Annotated in this window: 16 protein-coding genes; 13 read left to right on the forward strand and 3 right to left on the reverse strand. The window is 75.4% G+C overall.

Annotated features, from left to right (window positions below):
• Positions 1 to 108 precede the first annotated feature (108 nt).
• Positions 109 to 1,248 (forward strand): DUF2637 domain-containing protein, encoded by a 1,140-nt coding sequence (locus tag E4N63_RS06765; protein ID WP_230240210.1) that lies wholly within the window; start codon positions 109 to 111, stop codon positions 1,246 to 1,248.
• A gap of 494 nt (positions 1,249 to 1,742) precedes the next feature.
• Here the strand turns inward: E4N63_RS06765 and E4N63_RS06770 are convergent, their stop codons facing one another.
• The gene (locus tag E4N63_RS06770) at positions 1,743 to 3,164 is read right to left on the reverse strand and encodes a protein phosphatase 2C domain-containing protein (RefSeq protein ID WP_230240211.1); all 1,422 of its coding nucleotides are present in this window, start codon (positions 3,162 to 3,164) and stop codon (positions 1,743 to 1,745) included.
• A gap of 1,797 nt (positions 3,165 to 4,961) precedes the next feature.
• Between E4N63_RS06770 and E4N63_RS06775 the strand changes: the two genes are divergently transcribed.
• Positions 4,962 to 5,696 carry a hypothetical protein gene (locus tag E4N63_RS06775; protein ID WP_374112699.1) on the forward strand — a complete coding sequence of 245 codons (735 nt, stop codon included), beginning with the start codon at positions 4,962 to 4,964 and terminating at the stop codon, positions 5,694 to 5,696.
• 92 nt (positions 5,697 to 5,788) lie between these two features.
• Here the strand turns inward: E4N63_RS06775 and rsgA are convergent, their stop codons facing one another.
• Entirely contained in the window at positions 5,789 to 6,976 is a 1,188-nt protein-coding gene (gene rsgA / locus E4N63_RS06780) for a ribosome small subunit-dependent GTPase A (protein ID WP_230240212.1), read from the reverse strand.
• Between the two features lie 385 nt (positions 6,977 to 7,361).
• Positions 7,362 to 8,780, reverse strand: coding sequence for a YihY/virulence factor BrkB family protein (locus E4N63_RS06785; RefSeq protein WP_230240213.1), 1,419 nt, complete (start codon positions 8,778 to 8,780; stop codon positions 7,362 to 7,364).
• A gap of 18 nt (positions 8,781 to 8,798) precedes the next feature.
• On the opposite strand from E4N63_RS06785, the gene E4N63_RS06790 reads away from it, so the two are divergent.
• The 11 genes from E4N63_RS06790 to E4N63_RS30510 all read left to right on the forward strand — a co-directional run bounded on the left by E4N63_RS06790 (position 8,799) and on the right by E4N63_RS30510 (position 19,507).
• Positions 8,799 to 10,436 (forward strand): acyl-CoA dehydrogenase family protein, encoded by a 1,638-nt coding sequence (locus E4N63_RS06790; RefSeq protein WP_125626782.1) that lies wholly within the window; start codon positions 8,799 to 8,801, stop codon positions 10,434 to 10,436.
• 320 nt (positions 10,437 to 10,756) lie between these two features.
• Positions 10,757 to 12,133, forward strand: a complete 1,377-nt coding sequence (locus E4N63_RS06795; protein WP_125626783.1) for a helix-turn-helix domain-containing protein — start codon at positions 10,757 to 10,759, stop codon at positions 12,131 to 12,133.
• A 183-nt stretch (positions 12,134 to 12,316) separates the two neighbouring features.
• Positions 12,317 to 12,985, forward strand: coding sequence for a class F sortase (locus tag E4N63_RS06800; RefSeq protein ID WP_125626784.1), 669 nt, complete (start codon positions 12,317 to 12,319; stop codon positions 12,983 to 12,985).
• 106 nt (positions 12,986 to 13,091) lie between these two features.
• Positions 13,092 to 13,667 carry a GNAT family N-acetyltransferase gene (locus tag E4N63_RS06805; protein ID WP_125626509.1) on the forward strand — a complete coding sequence of 192 codons (576 nt, stop codon included), beginning with the start codon at positions 13,092 to 13,094 and terminating at the stop codon, positions 13,665 to 13,667.
• 343 nt (positions 13,668 to 14,010) lie between these two features.
• On the forward strand, positions 14,011 to 14,094 hold the full coding sequence (locus E4N63_RS31435) for a putative leader peptide (RefSeq protein ID WP_311133484.1): 84 nt from the start codon (positions 14,011 to 14,013) through the stop codon (positions 14,092 to 14,094).
• A 213-nt stretch (positions 14,095 to 14,307) separates the two neighbouring features.
• A complete protein-coding gene (locus E4N63_RS06810; protein ID WP_125626510.1) occupies positions 14,308 to 16,005 on the forward strand; it encodes a nitrite/sulfite reductase in 1,698 nt (565 codons plus the stop codon).
• On the forward strand, positions 16,002 to 16,181 hold the full coding sequence (locus tag E4N63_RS06815; RefSeq protein WP_019711014.1) for a hypothetical protein: 180 nt from the start codon (positions 16,002 to 16,004) through the stop codon (positions 16,179 to 16,181). The genes E4N63_RS06810 and E4N63_RS06815 overlap by 4 nt, the downstream gene beginning before the upstream one ends.
• Complete coding sequence (locus E4N63_RS06820; RefSeq protein WP_230240214.1) at positions 16,178 to 16,891, forward strand: phosphoadenylyl-sulfate reductase; 714 nt, start codon at positions 16,178 to 16,180, stop codon at positions 16,889 to 16,891. The genes E4N63_RS06815 and E4N63_RS06820 overlap by 4 nt, the downstream gene beginning before the upstream one ends.
• Before the next feature lie 83 nt (positions 16,892 to 16,974).
• The gene (cysD, locus tag E4N63_RS06825) at positions 16,975 to 17,973 is read left to right on the forward strand and encodes a sulfate adenylyltransferase subunit CysD (protein ID WP_230240215.1); all 999 of its coding nucleotides are present in this window, start codon (positions 16,975 to 16,977) and stop codon (positions 17,971 to 17,973) included.
• A 2-nt stretch (positions 17,974 to 17,975) separates the two neighbouring features.
• Positions 17,976 to 19,382, forward strand: coding sequence for a sulfate adenylyltransferase subunit 1 (locus E4N63_RS06830; protein ID WP_230240216.1), 1,407 nt, complete (start codon positions 17,976 to 17,978; stop codon positions 19,380 to 19,382).
• Positions 19,383 to 19,384: 2 nt separating this feature from the next.
• Positions 19,385 to 19,507 (forward strand): hypothetical protein, encoded by a 123-nt coding sequence (locus tag E4N63_RS30510; RefSeq protein WP_265585947.1) that lies wholly within the window; start codon positions 19,385 to 19,387, stop codon positions 19,505 to 19,507.
• Positions 19,508 to 19,632 lie beyond the last annotated feature (125 nt).

Raw genomic sequence — 19,632 nt, forward strand, 5'->3', positions numbered from 1 at the left:
CCTTGCCCTGAATCCGCCTGGCACAAGAACCGATTCCGCCAAGATGTCGCGGGCAAGACCGCACGCGACATGGCACGGGCGGGACGGAAGCGAGGCGAGGGGCCCGAGATGAGACTGACGGACATGGCGCTGAACTGGGTGTTGCCGGGCGCGGTGTTGCTCGTCGGCATCGCGGGCGCGGCGGTGGTCCTCGCCCGCGGCCGGCGCGCGACAGCCGAGAACGACGGCAACCTCGCCGACTCCTGGGAACGCAGCGAGGAACGCCGGCGGCGCAAGGAGGCCATCTACGGCTCCGCCTCGTACGTCCTGCTGTTCTGCTGCGCCGCGGTCGCCGCCGCCCTCTCCTTCCACGGTCTGGTCGGCTTCGGCCGGCAGAACCTCAACCTCTCCGGCGGCTGGGAATACCTGGTCCCCTTCGGCCTCGACGGCGCGGCGATGTTCTGTTCGGTCCTGGCGGTGCGGGAGGCCAGCCACGGTGACGCGGCCCTCGGCTCCCGCCTGCTCGTCTGGACGTTCGCGGGCGCGGCGGCCTGGTTCAACTGGGTGCACGCGCCGCGCGGCCTCGGCCACGCGGGCGCCCCGCAGTTCTTCGCCGGGATGTCCCTGTCCGCCGCGGTCCTCTTCGACCGGGCACTCAAGCAGACCCGCAGGGCGGCGCTGCGCGAGCAGGGACTCGTCCCGCGGCCGCTGCCGCAGATCCGCATCGTCCGCTGGCTGCGCGCACCGCGCGAGACCTTCGCCGCCTGGTCGCTGATGCTGCTGGAAGGCGTGCGGACCCTGGACGAGGCGGTCGACGAGGTCCGCGAGGACCGGCGGATCAAGCAGCAGAACCGGCAGCGGCGGCGGGACGAGGAGAAGCGCGAACGCGCCCGCATCAAGGCCATGACCCGGCAGCACCGGGTGTGGGGACGGGTCCGGGGCGGCCGCCAGGTCGAGCTGCCGGGGCTGCTGCCGGCCGGCGCCGCCCAGACCGGCTCCGAACCCGCCAGAGCGGACGGACAGCCGGCGGCACTCCCCTCCTCCTCGCCCGGGGACTCCCCGGCGGGCGGCGGCCCGCTCCTGCAGGCCGTCCGCGTCGACCGGACTGACACCCCGGGGAGCGCCGGCTCCGGCCCGGACCCGGGGGGCGACCGTACGGAGCGCGCTTCCCGGACCGTCGACCTCACGGCCGAGGACGACACCCTGACGATCCCCCGCCTCGACTCCCTGGAGCGCAAACTCCAGGACCTGGAGCAGCAGTTCGGCTGACGGGGGACGCCGGCGCCGGTCGGGGGAAACGGGACGACGGCACCGGCTGAGCCGGGCCGCGGCTGCGGCTCCGGGTCGCTCCGCCCGGCCCGGTCCTCGAACAGACCGCGGCCCCGGGACTGCGTCGGCTACGGCAGGGGCCGCGGAAGGCGGTTCTCGGCGCCGTCCCGCACCGACCCCGAGGCAAGCGCCTCGCGGGCTCGGCCGCCAGGCCGGCGGAGGCGGCGGCCTGGCGGCCGGGGGCGGCGGCCCCGACCGGAGTGGTGCCCGGACAGGGCAATGCCCGGCACCGCCGGGAGTACGGTGCCGGGCATTCAGGGGAGGACGTTCGCGCGGTGGAGATCCGCGGCGCAACAGTCACTGACAGGTGAATTCCCCGGACTCTTTCCCTACATGTCATGTATCCCGCTTTTCACGCGATTGCCGTAATGGCGGAGTGGCGGGGCGCCGGTGGCGGCCCGGTCCGGCACACAGCGGACCGGGCCGGCGGCGGGTCAGTCCTCCCAGACGGCGGCGGCCGTGCGGTCGTCCGCGTAGCCCTTCACCCGGAGCTGCACGTCGGAGAGGAACGCGGCCAGGCCCGGCGCCGGCGACACGGCCCAGCGCGCCGCCAGGAGGCCGGCCAGCGCGGGCTCGCCCCGCAGCGGGTCCGCGAGTCCGGCGGAGCACAGCAGCAGGGTGTCCCCCGGACGGGCGACGGAGGCGCGGAACCGGAAGGGCGCGGCACCCGGATCGCCCGGCGCCCCTGGACGGCCCGGGGCGCGGGTGCCCAGATCCACGGTGAGCCGGTCCCCGGCAGGCCCGGAGGGCCCGTCGGCTCCCCCGGGCTCCCCAGCGCCCGGCGGACGCCCCGTACCGTCGCCGGCGGGCGGTGCGGCCGGGGCGGAGCCCGCCGCCGTCGGCCCGGCCGCCTCCGGACCGACGGCGGCGGCCGGGCCGCGCGGGCCGCCTCCCTGGCCCGGCAGGACGGCGCCGGAGCCGGCCGGGGGCCCGCCCGCGGCCTGCGGCTGCGCGGGCAGCGAGGGCTCCAGGTCCTGCCACTCGCCGTCCCGCAGCCGGAACAGCCCGCCCCCGCCGATCCCGAAGAACACCCGGGTGCGGCACGCCGGATCGACGGGCAGCAGCAGACAGCGCAGCCCCGAGGTGTACGCGGCGGGCTGCAGGCCCAGCTCCGCCGCCCGCGCCCGCAGCTTGCCGTACGAACGGTCCGTCAGCCGGTGCAGCCCCGACTTGAGGGCGCCGCGCCGCCCCTCCCTGATGTCCTCGGCCAGCCGGACGTGGGCGCGGCCGACCGCTTCGGCGACCCACCGGCAGACATCCGCGGCGGCCCGGTGCGCGTCCTCCGCGGCCCGGCCGCCGGTGGCCGTGGCGATCAGCAGCAGCGCCTGGTCGCCGCGGCCGAACCGGGCCGTCAGCAGCGCGTCCCGGCGCGGTTCGCCCCGGTAGCGCGCGGAGTCGCCGCGCAGTGAGGCGGCCCGGAGGGTCATCGTGCCGTAACGGGCACCGTCCAGAACCGTGTCGGGGACGAGATCGTCCAGATCCTTGGGGTCGGCCTCGGGGAGGGCCGTCGGCTCGCCCTGATAGGTGGGCGGGCGCTCGCCGACGTACCCGGGCTCCACGCCGGCCCGCACGCCCCCTCCGGTGCTCCCGGCTCCGGTACTCCCGGCTCCGACGGCGCCCCCGTACCGCCCGCCGTCGCCGGCGGCCTCGCCGCCATCGCGCCGAAGCATGCCCACTGCCACATGTCCTCCATCCGTCCGCGCCACCGCCCCGGTCCGGACCGGACCGGGATCGGCCGGTGTCCCGGCCGACGTACTCTGCGCGCTCTGGTCGTTCTGGGTGTCCTGGGTGGTGTTACGGGTGTCCGGTCCGATCTGTTCGGTCTGCTCGGCCCGCTGGTCCCGCCACAGCGGCACCACGGGGTTGTACGGGCCGGGAGCCGCTCCGTCCGTTCCGGCGGACCCGCCGTCCGGGCGGCTTTCCGCGCCGCGTTCCGGGCCGGTCTCCGGCGAATGGTACGGCCGTCCGGTCCGGCCGTACGGAGCGGTGGATGGCGAGGTGGTGCGCTGACGGTCCCCCACCGGGCCCTCGGGCGCGGCCTCTTCAGCGTCCCATGACTCCGACGGGTCGAGCGGCGGCTCCCACGGGGCGCGCGGGGGCGTCATGGAGCGCATCGGGCGGGCGTTCCGGGGAGTCGGCGCCGCGGCGGGAGGTCCGGCTGCCGGCTGCGGGCCTTCCGGGCCGGGCTCCGGTTCCCCTCCGGGCACGGCGGGCCCGGACCGTCCGTCCGCCGTGGTGGGCTTCCGCCAGTCGGCGGGGTGGAGGACGGCGGGGTGGAGGACGGCGGCGCGGCCGGTCCAACGGCTCCCGTGAAGGGCCGAGTTGTCCCGGAGGCCGTGCCCGGTGGCTGCCACGGTGCGCCGGGGCCGGGCGCGGACGGGGGCGAGGGCGGGGCGGGGGCGGAGGCGTGGCAGGGTTCCCGGACGGCTCGGCACGGTCCCCGGAGGCCGTCGATCCGGCGGCGGGCCAGGGGTGGCCGGGGTGCTGAACCACCATTCGTCCGGCGCCGACTCCGCGGAGGGCGGGGACGCGGCGGCCGTGTCCCAAGGGCCTCCGCTCCCGGCTCCTGCGGTCTCCCGATGCGGAGGCGGGCCCAGCGGCCGCGGCGGCTCCGTCCACTGCTCGGGAGCGGCGAACTCGGCGGGAGCGGGAACATCCGTACCGGCATCGGCGGCGTCATCCGCGTCTGCCGGCTCGGCAGTGGCGTCCAAGTGGGCGGCAGAGTCTCCGGCGGCCACGCCGGCTTCCGGTTCCGTGCGGTCGCCGGTGCTGGTCCGCCCGGCCCGGGAGCCGCCGCCGGTCCCGGCCCAGTGGCTGGTGCCGCCGGCGCGGTGACCGGTACCGGCGGCACCGGTGCCGTCACCGCCGGGCCCGGTGACGGGTTCCCCGCCCGGACCGGAACCGGCACGGGCACCGGCGTCTGTGACCTCGGCACCGACATCCGGCTGGGAGGCAGGGGCTCCGGCGGCGGCACGGGCTTCCGCTTCCGCCCAGTCGGCGGTGCCGGATCCGTCGGCGGTACCGGTGCCGGGCCCGGTGACAAGCTCGCGCGGACCGGCACCGGCGTCTGCCACCTCGGAACCGGCATCCATCCGGGCGGCGGGGCCTCCGGGAGCGCCGCCGGTGTCTGCTTCCGCTTCCACGCGGTCGGCGGCACCGGTTCCGTCCGCGGCACCGGTGCCGGGGCCGGGCCCGGTGACGGGTTTCCCGCCCCGACCGGGCGGCGGGTCGCCGTCGTGCCCCGGGGCCGGCGGGCCGCCGTGGGAGAAACCCCGGGCGGCGAACCATCCGGGTCGGGGATCTCCCCCGGCCGGGCTCTCCCGGCCGGACCGCTCCGGTGCCGGTCCGGGGTCGGCCGACGGTGGGCCGACCGCGCGGGAGGCCGAGTCGAAACGGTCGTCCAGGGAGTCGTCCGCCGCGGCCGGTCCCGCGTCCGGTTTCTCCTCGCCGTACAACTCGCCCCACCACGCGTCCTCGTGGCTGTTCCGCTCCCCGTACTGACTCATGCCCATATCGTCCATCCTGCCCGCCCCGGGCCGGGGCTGCGCATTGCGCGCCCGCCGGACGGCGGTCCCGCCGGTCCGGTGGGGCGGTGGCGGGGAACGGTGGCAGAGAGGGGCGGGGTGCGGGGATGATGTGCCGGGAGGGGAGACATGCCGGGTGCAACAGACTTGGACGAGGACCACGAGTCCGCGTACCGCACGCTCGTCGGACTGGGCGGCGCCGAACCAGCCGAGCTGGCGGCCCGGTTGACCCTCCCCGAGGAGGACGCCGCAAGGATTCTGCGGCGGCTGGAGCGGCACGGGCTGGCGGTGCGTTCGCCGGCCCGCCCCGGTCGGTGGCTCGCGGCCGGGACGGCGTGGCCGGACGGTACCGGGGCTCCGCGGCAGCGGCAGCCCGTACCCGAGGCGGGGGATCCCGCACCCCGGAGAACGCGGCAGACGGCCGATCCCGCCGGGCCGGACGGCCACCGGGCCGGGACGCACGCGGCCGGTGCCGCCGGTGCCGGGGCGAGGGTGGGCGCCGAGCCCGCCCGGCCCGCCGTACAGGGCACCACGGACGGGCCGGACGCCGTGGATCTGCGCATCCTGTCCCTGCTGCTCGCCGGGTTGACCGACGCGAGCGCCGCGAAACAGCTCGACCTCGGCTTGCGCACCGTCCAGCGGCGGGTGAAACGGCTGATGGAGATCGCCGGGGTCTCCACCCGGCTCCAACTGGGCTGGCACGCCTGCGAACACGGCTGGCCGGCACGGACCCCCACCGGAAGGACGGCCGCCGGCGCCGGAGCCTTATACGGGACCGGCGCCCACACCAAAGCCGCAACGGTGCGGCGGGCGGCGGACGAGGAGCCCCTGCCCGGCCATCCCCCGCCCGTCGCCGATCGCTGATCGCCGATCGCTGAACCCCGGCCGCGCGACCGGTACGCCGCCCGCGCCACCCGCGCGCAGCCGGTGCACCGCCGGGCGCGCCGCCCGCGCGATCAGCGCTGCGGGCCGCGCTTGCGCTGCACCAGGTGCTTGCCGAGCGCCTGCCGCTGCTTCCAGACCCGGCGGCGCTCGGCCCGCAGCCGGGCGTCCGTGCGGGAGGCGATCCACTCGTTCTCCCGGATCAGCTTGCGGTAGCTGTCCAGCCGGCGTTCCTGCAGGGTGCCGTCCTCCAGCGCGGCGAGGACCGCGCAGCCCGGCTCCGCGGTGTGCGCGCAGTCGTGGAACCGGCAGTCGCCGGCCAGCTCCTCGATCTCCGAGAAGACCTGCGCGACTCCGCCCTCGGCGTCCCACAGGCCGACTCCGCGCAGCCCGGGGGTGTCGATGAGGACGCCCCCGCCCGGCAGCGGAAGCGGCAGCAGGTCGCGTGTGGTGGTGGTGTGGCGGCCCTTGCCGTCGCTGTCGCGGATGGTTCGCACGGTCTGGGTCTCGCTGCCCAGCAGGGAGTTGGCGAGCGTGGACTTGCCCGCGCCGGACTGGCCTAGGAGGACGGTGGTGCCGCCGGCGACGGCGGCCGTCAGGACGTCCACGCCGTCACCGGTCGCCGCGCTCACCGTCAGCACGGAGACGCCCGGGGCCGTGGCCTCCACGTCCGCCACGAGATGGGCGAGCGTGGCCGGGTCCGGTACGAGGTCCGCCTTGGTGAGCACGACGAGGGGCTGGGCGCCGCTCTCCCAGGCGAGGGCCAGGAACCGCTCGGCCCGGCCGAGGTCGAGCTCGGCCGCCAGGGAGACCGCGATCAGGACGTGGTCGACGTTGGCCGCGAGGACCTGGCCGTCGGACCGCTTCGAGGAGGCGGAGCGCAGGACGGCCGTACGGCGCGGCAGCAGGGCCCGGACCGCGCGCTCGTCCGGGTCGTAGGCGATCCAGTCACCGGTGCAGGCCCAGCGGGTCGGGTCCGGGTCGGAGACGGGACCGAGGTCGGCCCTGACCGTGCGGAGCCCCGCAGCCCCGGCGGAACCGGTACCCGGGCCGGACGGGGCCGGGACGACGGCGTCGCACAGGCCCCGGTCGACGCGGACGATCCGGCCGGGCAGCAGCCCGTCCGCCGCATACGGGGCGAAAGCCTCGGCGAGGGCCGCGTCCCAGCCGTAGCGGGCGAGAGGGGCGGGGAGGGAGTGGAGTGGGAGGACGGAGAAGAAGAGAGGTGATGCGCTTGCTGACGCAACGGGATGACCCTTCACGGGGGCGGTCCCGGCTGCGGGTGCGCAGGGGCGGCGGCGCGATGGTGCGCCGCGGGGCCCTGCTGGAGAGTGGCGTGAGCCGTCAGCCGGTGACCGCGGGAGTGGGATTGCTGGACTTCGGGACCCGGGCAGCGCCCGTCACAACGACCGTCGTCATCACAGTCCTCACCTCCCCTTGCGCTCGCTCACACGTCCGGTACCGGCGGCTGTCCGCCGCCGTCCGGTTCGCCGGTCAGCCTAAGCCCGGACCGGAGACGGGCGCCAGCCGTTTTCCGCCCGGCGCCCGGACCTTCCGCTGTCGGGCACGAGGAGCCGCGCGGAGACCGGAGGTCCGTACGGCTGCTCCGTTTCAGGTGCTGCCGGTCGGCCGGTTGTCCGTGCGGGGTCAGCCCCGGCCGCCGCGCCGCCGGGCGTCCGTGTCCGCATCCGTGTCAGCGGCCGTGTCCGCGTCCGCGTCCGCCGGCGGCGGCTGCCCGGGGCCCGGGTCTCCCCTGCGCCGGTCCCCACGGCCCTCCGGCCGCGCCGCCCCGGGTCCGCTCCGTCGTCCCCGCGCCCGGCCCGTCCCGGCTCCCCGCCCCGGCGGCCGTTTCGCTCTCCGTGCCGCCGGGCTCCTCCCCGCGTCCGGTGCCCTGCCCTTGTGTCCGCGGCGGGTGTGCAGCGGGCTGTGCAGCCGGGAGCGTATGTCGTCCGGCGGCAGGAAGCGCGCCCAGCGTTCGGGGAACTCGGGCGGGGGCTCGCGGTCCGGGCCGTCCTCCCGCTCGTCCCAGTCGTCGTCCGTCTCGTCCGCCGCGGACCGTCCGCGGGCCGCGCGTTCGGCCTCCGCCCGGGCGATGATCTCCGCGGCCTCCGCCTCCCGCAGCCGCAGGTTCCGTTCCCGCGCCGCGGCGGTGGCGACGGACGGCCAGACGCGGTCGATGGCGGCGTTGACCGCCGCGCCCACGAGCACCGCGAAGGCGGAGACGCCGATCCACAGCAGGACGGCCACGGGCGCGGCCAGCGAGCCGTAGATGGTGGGGCCCTCGACGGTGCTGCTGAGGTAGATGCGCAGCAGGAAGCTGCCGAGCACCCACATGGCGAGGGCGACCAGGGCCCCGGGGACGTCCTCCACCCAGGGCGAGCGCACCGGTACCGACACGTGGTAGAGCGTGGTGAGGAAGACCACCGACAGCACCAGCACGACCGGCCAGTAGAGCACCCGGACGACCGCCGTGCTCCACGGCACGATCTCGATGACGGTGTCCGGGCCGGCGATCATCAGCGGCAGCACCACCGCCCCGATCACCAGGGCGACCACGTACAGCAGGAAGGCCAGCAGCCGGGTCTTGACGATCCCCCGGTGCCCGTCCAGCCCGTACATGACGGTGATGGTGTCGATGAAGACGTTGACCGCCCGGGAGCCGGACCACAGGGCGAGCGCGAAGCCCAGGGAGATGACGTCGGGGCGGCCGCCCCGGGTCACGTCGTCGAGCAGCGGCCGGATGAGCTGCTCGACGCCCCGCTCGGAGAGGACCGTGCGGGAGGCCGTGAAGATGTTCTGCCGGATGCCCTCGATGGTCTCGGTGCCGATCCAGGCGTCGAGGTAGCCGAGGAGCCCGACCAGGCCGAGCAGCAGCGGCGGCAGGGAGAGCAGGGTGAAGAACGCCGCCTCGGCGGCGAGTCCGAGGATGCGGTACTCGATGCCGGAGTTGACGGTGTCCTTCAGCAGCAGCCAGGCCACTTTGCGCTTGGAGACGTGGGGGTACAGGGCGCGGGCCCTGCGCAGACGGCTCTGGGGCCGTTCGGGGGATGACTCGGCTGCTTGCACGCGCTTAACGTATCCGGCATGGCAGCCACCACACACACCGTGACCAACCAGGCTCCGCCGCTGGTCGGATATGACGTCTTCGCCGCGGACGCGGTCCTCACGGAGGGCGTCGCCCGGTACGCGGCGCCGGAGCGGCTCGGGGAGATCCGGACCGAGCTGGGCGAGCTGGGCCGGGCCGCCGGCTCGTCCCAGGCACAGCGGTGGGGCGCGCAGGCCAACGAGCACCGCCCGGTGCTGCGCACCCACGACCGGTACGGCAACCGGCTGGACGAGGTCGAGTTCCACCCCGCCTACCACCGGCTGCTGGGCCACGCCGTCTCCGCCGGGCTCACCGGCGCCTGGTCCCGCCCCGACGGCCATCTGCGGCGGGCGGCGGGGTTCATGGTCTGGTCGCAGGTGGACGCGGGGCACGGCTGCCCGGTGTCGATGACGCACGCCGCCGTGCCGGCGCTGCGCACCGACCCGGAGCTGGCGGCCGAGTGGGAGCCCCGGCTGACCTCGGACGCGTACGAGCCGGAGCTGCTGCCGCCGGGCGGCAAGCCGGGCGCGCTGTTCGGCATGGGGATGACCGAGAAGCAGGGCGGTTCGGACGTACGGGCGAACACGACGGTCGCGGAGCCGCTGGCCGAGGAGGGGGCGTACACCCTCACCGGCCACAAGTGGTTCTGTTCGGCCCCGATGTCGGACGCCTTCCTGGTGCTGGCGCAGGCGCCCGGCGGCGTCACCTGCTTCCTGCTGCCCCGGGTGCTGCCGGACGGCAGCCGCAACACCTTCCGTCTCCAGCGGCTCAAGGACAAGCTCGGCAACCACTCGAACGCCTCCTCGGAGGTCGAGTTCGACGGCACCACCCGGGTGCGCCGGGTCGGCGAGGAGGGGCGCGGGGTCTCCACGATCATCGGGATGGTCGCGGCGACCAGGCTGGACTGCGTTCTCGGTTCGGCGGCGCTGATGCGCCAGGCCGTCGTCCAGGCCGTGCACCACGCGGCGCACCGCAGTGCCTTCGGCGGCCTTCTGGTCGACAAGCCGCTGATGCGCAACGTGCTGGCCGACATGGCACTGGAGTCCGAGGCGGCGACGACCGTGGGGCTGCGGCTGGCGGCCGCCATGGATTCGGGGGACGAGAGGGACCGGCTGCTGCTGCGCCTCGCCGTCCCGGCCGCCAAGTACTGGGTGACGAAGCGGGCACCGGTGCTCGCCGCGGAGGCGCTGGAGTGCCTGGGCGGCAACGGCTACGTGGAGGAGTCGGGGATGCCGCGGCTGTTGCGCGAGGCCCCGGTCAACTCGGTGTGGGAGGGCTCCGGCAACGTCCAGGCGCTCGACGTGCTGCGCGCCTTGCGGCGCGAGCCGGAGGCGCTCAACGCCTTCCTCACGGAGGTCGGCCTGGCCCGCGGCGCCGACCACCGGCTGGACGGCGCCATCAAGGACCTGCTCTCCGAACTCGCCGATCTGGAGGGCATCGAAGGCCGCGCGCGGCGGCTGGTGGAGCGGATGGCGCTGGTGCTGCAGGGCTCGCTGCTCGTCCGGTACGCGCCGCCGGAGACGGCCGACGCCTTCTGCGCCTCGCGGCTGGGCGGCGACTGGGGCGGCGCGTTCGGCACGCTGCCGCACACCCTGGACCTGGCGTCGGTGGTGGAACGGGCCCGGGTGCCGTTCTGAGGGCGGGAGGGCCGGCCGGAGCCGGGGCGGGCGCGGCCCGGGAGATGGTCCCGGCCCGCTCCGGGTCGCCGGGGAGGGCTTGACCCGGAGCGTGGAGCGGTGGGTGGTGCTGCGCCGTCACGGCACCACCCCCGCCGCGGGAACGCCGCCTCCGCGGCACCCCAGTGCGCGTCGTACGGCGTCACCCCACTGTGCTGCGGCGCGTGGCCGGGTACAAAGGTTGCAGAGGTTGCGGCGGGTTGCAGCATTTGCGTCAAGTGGTGTGCTGTTCAGGCCGCTTGGGCGGCACCATGGGGGAAGCCGCCGTTCCGCCGGTGCCGATGCCGCCACCGGCCCCCCTCCTTGACGGAGACCGCACCGTGAACCACACACCGCAGAAGCCGGCCCCGGCCGCACCCGGGAGTACGCGCGAAACCGCCCGGGTGCTCAGCGGTCTGCGGGAGGCCGCGCTCTCCGGTCTGCGTCCGCCGCCGGCCGCCCACCCGCTGATCGGCGAGTCCTGGATGCGGGTGCTGCGGCTCGGCCTGGACCCGGACCGCGGGGCCCCGGCCCGGCTGCTGCCGCTCGACGAGCTGGAGCACCGCCGCCGCACCTCCCCGCTGGCCGCCGTCCTCCCGACGCTCCGGGAGGGGCTGGTGTCGGTCGCGGATGCGGCGCGGCACATCATGGTGGTCACCGACGCGGACGGCCGGGTGCTGTGGCGGGACGGCAACGCCCGGGTGCGGCTGGAGGCGGACCGTATCGGCCTGGAGCCGGGCTCCAGCTGGGCCGAGGAGTCGGTCGGCACGAACGGCATCGGCACCGCCCTGGTCACCGGCCGGCCGGTGCGGGTGCACTCGGCGGAGCACTTCGTCCGCAGCCACCACGCCTGGACCTGCGCCGCCGCGCCGCTGCACGATCCGCGGGACGGGCGGCTGCTGGGCGTGGTGGACGTCAGCGGGCCGGCCGCCACCGTGCATCCGGCGACGGCGCGGCTCGTGGCGTCCGTCGCCCGGCTCGGGGAGAGCGAGCTGCGGGAGCGGCATCTGGAGACCATCGAGCGGCTGCGGGCCGTGGCGGCTCCCCTGCTGTGCCGGCTGGGCGGTGCCCGGGCCGTGGCGATCGACCGCTCCGGCTGGACGGCCGCCGTCACCGGTATGCCGCCCCCGGGGCGGCTGGCGCTTCCGGAGAACTTCGGCACGGGCAGCCGCCGGCTTCCCGCCCTGGGCGCCTGCACCGTGGAGCCGCTGCCGGACGGCTGGCTGATCCGGCTGGACGAGGTGTCCCCGCCCGGCCCCGGCGACGCCCCGCCGGTCACGGGCGTCGCGCTGGACCTGCGCCGGCCGAGCCGCCCCACCCTGACGGTCAGCGGCGGTACGGGCGACTGGACGCAGCCGCTGAGCCCGCGCCACGCGGAGATGCTGTACGCGCTGGCGCGCCGCCCCGCCGGGCGGTCCGCGGCCCAGCTCGCCGCGGACCTGTTCGGGGACCCGTCCCGCACGGTGACCGTCCGGGCGGAGATGTCCCGGCTGCGGCGGACCCTCGCCGGAGTCCTGGACCACCGCCCGTACCGCTTCGCGGACGGTGTGGACGTGCGGCTGCTCGCGCCGGATCACCCCGGTGACCTGCTGCCGCGCTCCACGGCCCCGCTGGTCGTCGCGGCCCGCCGGGCGGAGGGCGGGCCGGCACCGTCCCGGCCGCCGCTGCCGGGGAGTTGAGCCCGGCGGGTCCGGCCGGCCCCAAGGCGGCCGCTCGCTGCGGGCCGCCCGCCCGGGGGCGGGCACCCGTTCGCACCACCGCTGTGGCCGTGCCCGTTCCGCGCCTTTAGCGTGCGAGGGGGTGGTCGGCGTGCGACGGGGGCCGGTCCGGCGCGGCGGAGGGCCCGCCCCGAGGGGAGAGCGATGGACGGCGGCGGCAGCGGCGAGGAGCGGGTCCCGGGCGGCCCCCGCCGCGCGCGGCCCGGGACCGGCGTCTGGGGGCTGCTCGCGCTGCTCCTCCTCGTCGGGCTCACACTGCTGCACCAGGGCACGGCCGGCTCCGGCGGTCCGCCGCAGCCCGCGAACGCCCTGGCGGACCTGCGGAGTCCGCCCGCCGTGCGGGCCGCCGAGCCGCTGCCGCGTTCCGTGCCGCGGCGGGTGCGCGTCCCCGCCGTCCGCGTCGACGCCCCCCTGACGCCCGTCGCCACGGACGGCGACGGCTGGATCGAGGCGCCGCCCGCCCGGGAGCGGAACCTCGCCGGCTGGTTCGCGGAGGCGGTGACCCCCGGGGAGCGCGGCACCTCGGTCCTGGTCGGGCATGTCGACAACGCGTCCGGACCGGCCGTCTTCTATTCCCTCGGGGCCGTCCGGCCCGGCATGGACGTCGAGGTGTCCCGGGCGGACGGGCGCACCGCCGTGTTCGGGGTCTACCGCGTCGAGGTGGTGGCCAAGGACCCCTTCCCGGCCGAGCGGGTGTACGACGGCACGGGCCACGCGGAGCTGCGGGTGCTCACCTGCGGGGGCGGTTACGACGAGAAGACCGGCTACGCGGGCAACGTCGTCGTCTACGCCCGGCTGACCTCGGTGCGGTGAGCACGGCCGCCCGGCTCCGGGCCCCGGTCCGCGCCGGGGCCTGACGGGGATGGGGATGGGGATGGGGGCGCGGCGGGGGCGTGCGGGGGCGTGATGGGATGGCGCCATGAGCAGCAGCGTCACCGTGACCACCTGGTACCTGGAGCAGACCTCGGCCGCCGAGCTGGTGCCCGCCGCGGCGCCGGCGGACGGGCGGGTGCCGCGCGTCGAGCGGGCGGAGATCCCCTCCCCCGAGTTCAGCCGCTTCCTCTACACGGCGGTCGGCGGCGACGTGACGTGGACGGACCGGCTGGACTGGCCGTACGCCCGCTGGCGGGAGTTCCTCGGCCGGCCGGGCGTCGAGACGTGGGTGGCGTACGACCGGGGCAGCCCGGCCGGGTACATCGAACTGGAGGCGCAGGAGGACGGGGTGGTGGAGATCGTCTACTTCGGCCTGATCCCGTCCTTCCGCGGCCGCCGCATCGGCGGGCATCTGCTGAGCCTGGGCACGGCACGCGCCTGGGACCTCGCCGGGCGGTGGCCGGGGCTCGCCCCGACGCGGCGGGTGTGGGTGCACACCTGCAGCAAGGACGGCCCGTACGCGCTGGACAACTACCGGCGGCGCGGGTTCCGGCTGTACGACACGCGCACCGCGGAGGAGCCCGGGACGCCGCCTCCGGGCCCGTGGCCGGGGGCTTTCTGACCTTTCCGGTCCGCCCTTCGGCGGACGGGCCCCGGGGGACGGAAGCCGGCGGACGGACCTCCCCCGGAGGGACCCGGGGAGTCCGGACCCACCGTGGCCCGGACCGCCCGCGGCGGATGTCCCGCGCCGCCCGCCTGGCCGTGCGGCCCCCGCCGCGCGCCGGGAGGCCGCACCCGGAGGCGCTCCGCCATCGAGCGGATCCGGCCGCGGGCGGCACCATTCGGTCACGGCCGGGACGGCCCGGCCTGTGACCCCGGCCACAAACGTCCACATTGCGAAACATTGTTGTCCAATTGGCGGACAACAATGGACTGCCCCGCGAGCGTCATGGCACGCTCTCGGCATGTCTGAAGCTGGAATTGCCTTGGTGAGTCGGCGCCACGTCGATCTCTGCCGCATGTCCAGCGCCATCTGTCCGGCGGGCTGACAGTCCCAGCACCACCGAGCTTCCCGCCGTCCCCGCCCCCGCGGACGAGCGAGCACCCCTGACCACCCGCAGCGCCGCGGGCTCCGCCGCGCCGAGCGGTGGACTCCTGCCGCAGCACAGGTCGGCAGGGGTGTGCCCCGTTCACCTTTCGCCCCCGGCCCGACCGGCGGGAGGCATCTCTCCCCTGAGCAGCCCGAGAAGGACACCACCGCCATGGCCGCCACCTCAGAACGCGCCAGTACCGCCACGACCCGCCGGAAGGCCGGCCGCCACCGCGGCGAGGGCCAGTGGGGCGTCGGACACCACACCCCGCTCAACGGCAACGAGCAGTTCAAGAAGGACGACGACGGTCTCAATGTACGGACACGCATTGAGACGATCTACGCCAAGGCCGGTTTCGACTCCATCGACCCCACGGACCTCCGCGGCCGGATGCGCTGGTGGGGCCTCTACACCCAGCGCCGCCCCGGGATCGACGGCGGCAAGACCGCCGTCCTGGAGCCCGAGGAGCTGGAGGACAAGTACTTCATGCTGCGGGTCCGCGTCGACGGCGGACGCCTGACCACCGCTCAGCTCCGCGCCATCGGCGAGGTGTCGGAGAGCTACGCCCGCGGCACCGCCGACATCACCGACCGGCAGAACGTCCAGCTGCACTGGGTCCGCATCGAGGACGTGCCCGCCATCTGGGAGAAGCTGGAGGCCGTCGGGCTGTCGACCACCGAGGCCTGCGGCGACTGCCCCCGCGTGATCATCGGCTCCCCGGTGGCCGGCATCGCCGCCGACGAGATCATCGACGGCACCCCCGCCGTGGAGGAGATCCACCGCCGCTACATCGGCAGCAAGGAGTTCTCCAACCTGCCGCGCAAGTTCAAGACCGCGGTCTCCGGCTCCCCCGTCCAGGACGTCGTCCACGAGATCAACGACATCGCCTTCGTCGGCGTCGACCACCCCGAGCACGGCCCGGGGTTCGACCTCTGGGTGGGCGGCGGGCTGTCCACCAACCCCAAGCTCGCCCAGCGCCTCGGCGCCTGGGTGCCGCTGGACGAGGTGCCGGACGTCTGGGCCGGTGTCACCGGCATCTTCCGCGACTACGGCTACCGCCGCCTCCGCAACCGCGCCCGGCTGAAGTTCCTCCTCGCGGACTGGGGCACCGAGAAGTTCCGGCAGGTGCTGGAGGACGAGTACCTGAAGCGGAAGCTCACGGACGGCCCCGCCCCGCCGGAGCCCTCCACCCAGTGGCGCGACCACGTCGGCGTCCACCGGCAGAACGACGGCCGCTACTACGTGGGCTTCGCCCCGCGTGTCGGCCGCGTCGACGGCGCCACCCTCACCCGCCTCGCCGACCTGGCGGCCGCCCACGGCTCGGACCGGCTCAACACCACCGTCGAGCAGAAGATGATCATTCTCGACGTGGAGAAGGAGCGGATCGACTCCCTCGTCTCCGGTCTGGAGGAGCTCGGCTTCCAGGTCAGCCCCTCGCCGTTCCGGCGCGGTGTCATCGCCTGCACCGGCATCGAGTTCTGCAAGCTCGCCATCGTCGAGACCAAGGCGCGCGGTATCTCCCTCATCGAGGAACTCGAGGCCCGGATGCCGGACTTCGAGGAGCCGGTGACCATCAACATCAACGGCTGCCCCAACGCCTGCGCCCGCATCCAGACCGCCGACATCGGCCTCAAGGGCCAGCTGATGCTGGACGCCGACGGCAGCCAGGTCGAGGGCTACCAGGTGCACCTCGGAGGCTCCCTCGGCTTCGACGCCGCCTTCGGCCGCAAGGTCCGCGGTCTCAAGGTCACCTCCGCCGAACTCCCCGACTACGTCGAGCGGGTACTGCGCCGCTTCGAGAAGCAGCGCGAGGACGGCGAGCGGTTCGCCACCTGGGCGGCACGCGCCTCCGCGGAGGACCTGTCATGAGTGACCGCGCCGCGCCGTTCCACTGCCCGTACTGCGGGGACGAGGACCTGCGGCCCTCCGAGGAGGGCCACGGCGCCTGGGAGTGCGGGTCCTGCGCCCGCGCCTTCCGGCTCTCCTTCCTCGGGCTGCTCTCCGGCCCGCGCACCGGCCACCACGAAGGGGGAACCACCGCATGACCACCGCACCCTCACCCCGCTACACCACCACCGAACTCCGCGCCCTCGCCGAGAAGGGCGCCGCCGAGTTCGGCGACGCCGGCCCCGAGGAGGTCCTGCGCTGGGCCGCCGACACCTTCGGCAGCCGCTTCTGCGTCACCTCCTCGATGGAGGACGCGGTCGTCGCCCACCTGGCGTCCCGCGTCCAGCCGGGCGTGGACGTGGTGTTCCTCGACACCGGCTACCACTTCCCCGAGACCATCGGCACCCGCGACGCCGTGGCCGCCGTCATGGACGTCAACGTGATCAGCGTGACGCCGCGGCAGACCGTCGCCGAGCAGGACGCCGAGTACGGGCCGAAGCTGCACGACCGCGACCCCGACCTGTGCTGCGCCCTGCGCAAGGTGGCCCCCCTCGAAGAAGGACTGGCGGGCTACGACGCCTGGGCGACCGGGCTGCGCCGCGACAACGGCCCCACCCGGGCCGCCACCCCGGTCGTCGACTGGGACGCCAAGCGCCGGAAGGTCAAGATCTCGCCGATCGCGACCTGGACGCAGGACGACCTGGACGCCTACGTCGCCGAGCACGGCGTGCTCACCAACCCGCTGCTGACGGACGGCTACCCCTCGATCGGCTGCGCCCCCTGCACCCGGCGCGTCAAGCCGGGCGAGGACGTCCGGGCCGGCCGCTGGGCGGGCCGCGGCAAGACCGAGTGCGGACTGCACACCTGATGAGCGATCGCCCGGCTGGGGCCGCAGACGAAGAAGGACCCGGGGTGAACCGGGGAGACGGGCGCCGAGGAGGAGGGCCGATCATGACCACCACGACCGAGGCGGACGGGACCGCCGGGCCGGACGGACGGACCGCACCCGCCGCGAGCACGGAGGGCACGGACACCGCCGGAGCCGCCGGCAGCCCGTACGCCCTGTCGCACCTGGACGCGCTGGAGTCCGAGGCCGTGCACATCTTCCGCGAGGTGGCGGGCGAGTTCGAGCGGCCGGTGATCCTCTTCTCCGGCGGCAAGGACTCCATCGTCATGCTCCACCTGGCGCTGAAGGCCTTCGCCCCCGCCGCCGTCCCGTTCTCCCTGCTCCATGTGGACACCGGGCACAACTTCCCCGAGGTGCTGGACTTCCGCGACCGCACCGTCGCCGAGCACGGTCTGCGCCTCCATGTGGCGTCCGTCCAGGAGTTCATCGACGCGGGGAAGCTCCGCGAGCGCCCGGACGGCACCCGCAACCCGCTGCAGACCGTCCCGCTGCTGGACGCCATCGAACGGAAACGCTTCGACGCCGTCTTCGGCGGCGGCCGGCGCGACGAGGAGAAGGCCCGCGCCAAGGAGCGGGTGTTCTCCCTGCGCGACGAGTTCGGCGGCTGGAACCCGCGCCGCCAGCGCCCCGAGCTGTGGCAGCTCTACAACGGCCGCCACTCCCCCGGCGAGCACGTCCGCGTCTTCCCGCTCTCCAACTGGACCGAGCTGGACGTGTGGCAGTACATCGCCCGGGAGAAGATCGAGCTCCCCGCCATCTACTACGCCCACGAGCGGGAGGTCTTCGCCCGCGACGGCATGTGGCTCGCCCCCGGCGAGTGGGGCGGCCCCAAGGACGGCGAGCGGACCGAGACCCGAAGGGTGCGCTACCGCACGGTCGGCGACATGTCCTGCACCGGGGCCGTGGACTCCGATGCCGACACCATCGAGGCCGTCATCACCGAGATCGCCGCCTCCCGGCTCACCGAGCGGGGCGCCACCCGCGCCGACGACAAGCTGTCCGAGGCCGCCATGGAGGACCGCAAGCGCGAGGGGTACTTCTAACCATGAGCAGCACCGACACACCCGCCGCCGCGGCCGCGGCGGCCGCCGCCGAGAGCCTGACCGCCGCCGGCGAGGCCGCCACGCTGCTGCGGTTCGCCACCGCCGGCAGCGTCGACGACGGCAAGTCCACCCTGGTGGGCCGGCTCCTGCACGACTCCAAGTCCGTCCTGGCGGACCAGCTGGAGGCCGTCGAGCACGCCTCCCGCAACCGCGGCCAGGAAGCCCCCGACCTCGCGCTGCTCACGGACGGGCTGCGGGCGGAGCGCGAGCAGGGCATCACCATCGACGTGGCCTACCGCTACTTCGCCACCCCGCGCCGCCGGTTCATCCTCGCCGACACCCCCGGCCATGTGCAGTACACCCGGAACATGGTCACCGGGGCGTCGACGGCCGAACTGGCCGTCGTCCTCGTCGACGCCCGCAACGGCGTCGTGGAGCAGACCCGCCGGCACGCCGCCGTCGCCGCGCTGCTCCGGGTGCCGCATGTCGTCCTCGCCGTCAACAAGATGGACCTCGTCGGCTACGAGGAGTCCGTCTTCGCCCGGATCGCCGGGGAGTTCACGGCCTACGCGGCCGCGCTCGGCGTCCCGGAGATCACCGCCATCCCGATCTCCGCGCTGGCCGGGGACAACGTGGTCACCCCGTCCGCCACCATGGACTGGTACGGCGGCCCGACCGTCCTGGAGCACCTGGAGACGGTGCCCGTCACCGACGACCCGTCGGGTGACCCGGTGCGCTTCCCCGTCCAGTACGTCATCCGCCCGCAGACCCCCGAACACCCCGACTACCGGGGTTACGCCGGCCAGCTGGCCTCCGGGGTGCTGCGGGTGGGAGACCCGGTGACCGTGCTGCCGTCCGGCCGCACCAGCACCGTCACGGCCATCGACGCCCTCGGGGAGAACGTGGACGCGGCCTGGTCGCCGCAGTCCGTCACCGTCCTCCTCGACGACGACCTCGACATCTCGCGCGGCGACATCATCGTCACCACCGCGACCGCCCCGGCCGTCACCCAGGACGTCGAGGCGACCGTCTGCCATCTGCACGACCGGCCGCTGGCCGTCGGCGACCGGGTGCTGCTCAAGCACACCACCCGCACGGTCAAGGCGATCGTCAAGGACATCCCGTCCCGGCTGGCGCTCAGCGAGCCCGACGAGCACGGCGGTCTCGCGCGCCACCCGGCGCCGGGCGAGCTGGCGGCCAACGACATCGGCCGGATCGTGCTGCGCACCTCCGAGCCGCTCGCCCTCGACGCCTACGCCGACTCGCGCCGCACCGGATCGTTCCTGCTGATCGACCCGGCGGACGGTACGACCCTCACGGCGGGCATGGCCGGCGACGCGTTCACCGAGTCCGCGAACGGCACCGCGCGGGCCGCGGACGGCGCGGCCGACGACGGCTGGGACTTCTGACCGTGACCACCACGGCCCGTCCCGCCACCGAGAGCTGGTCGACCTTCGCCAAGGAGGGCGGCCGGGTCGGCAGCGGCGCCCTCGGCAGTGGCGAGGGCGGCGTCGGGCGATGTGCCCGCGGCTGACCCCGCGCACCGCACCCGCACCGTCCCCGACCCCGCCGCCCCGCCGGGCGCGCCGCCACCCGCACCGAGCCCGGCCGCCCCCGAGAGGACACCCCTCCCGTGCCTGCCGACCACCCGCCCGCCCG

The organism is Streptomyces sp. MNU89 (assembly GCF_020982505.1).
GTDB classification, from domain to species: Bacteria; Actinomycetota; Actinomycetes; order Streptomycetales; family Streptomycetaceae; genus Streptomyces; species Streptomyces xinghaiensis.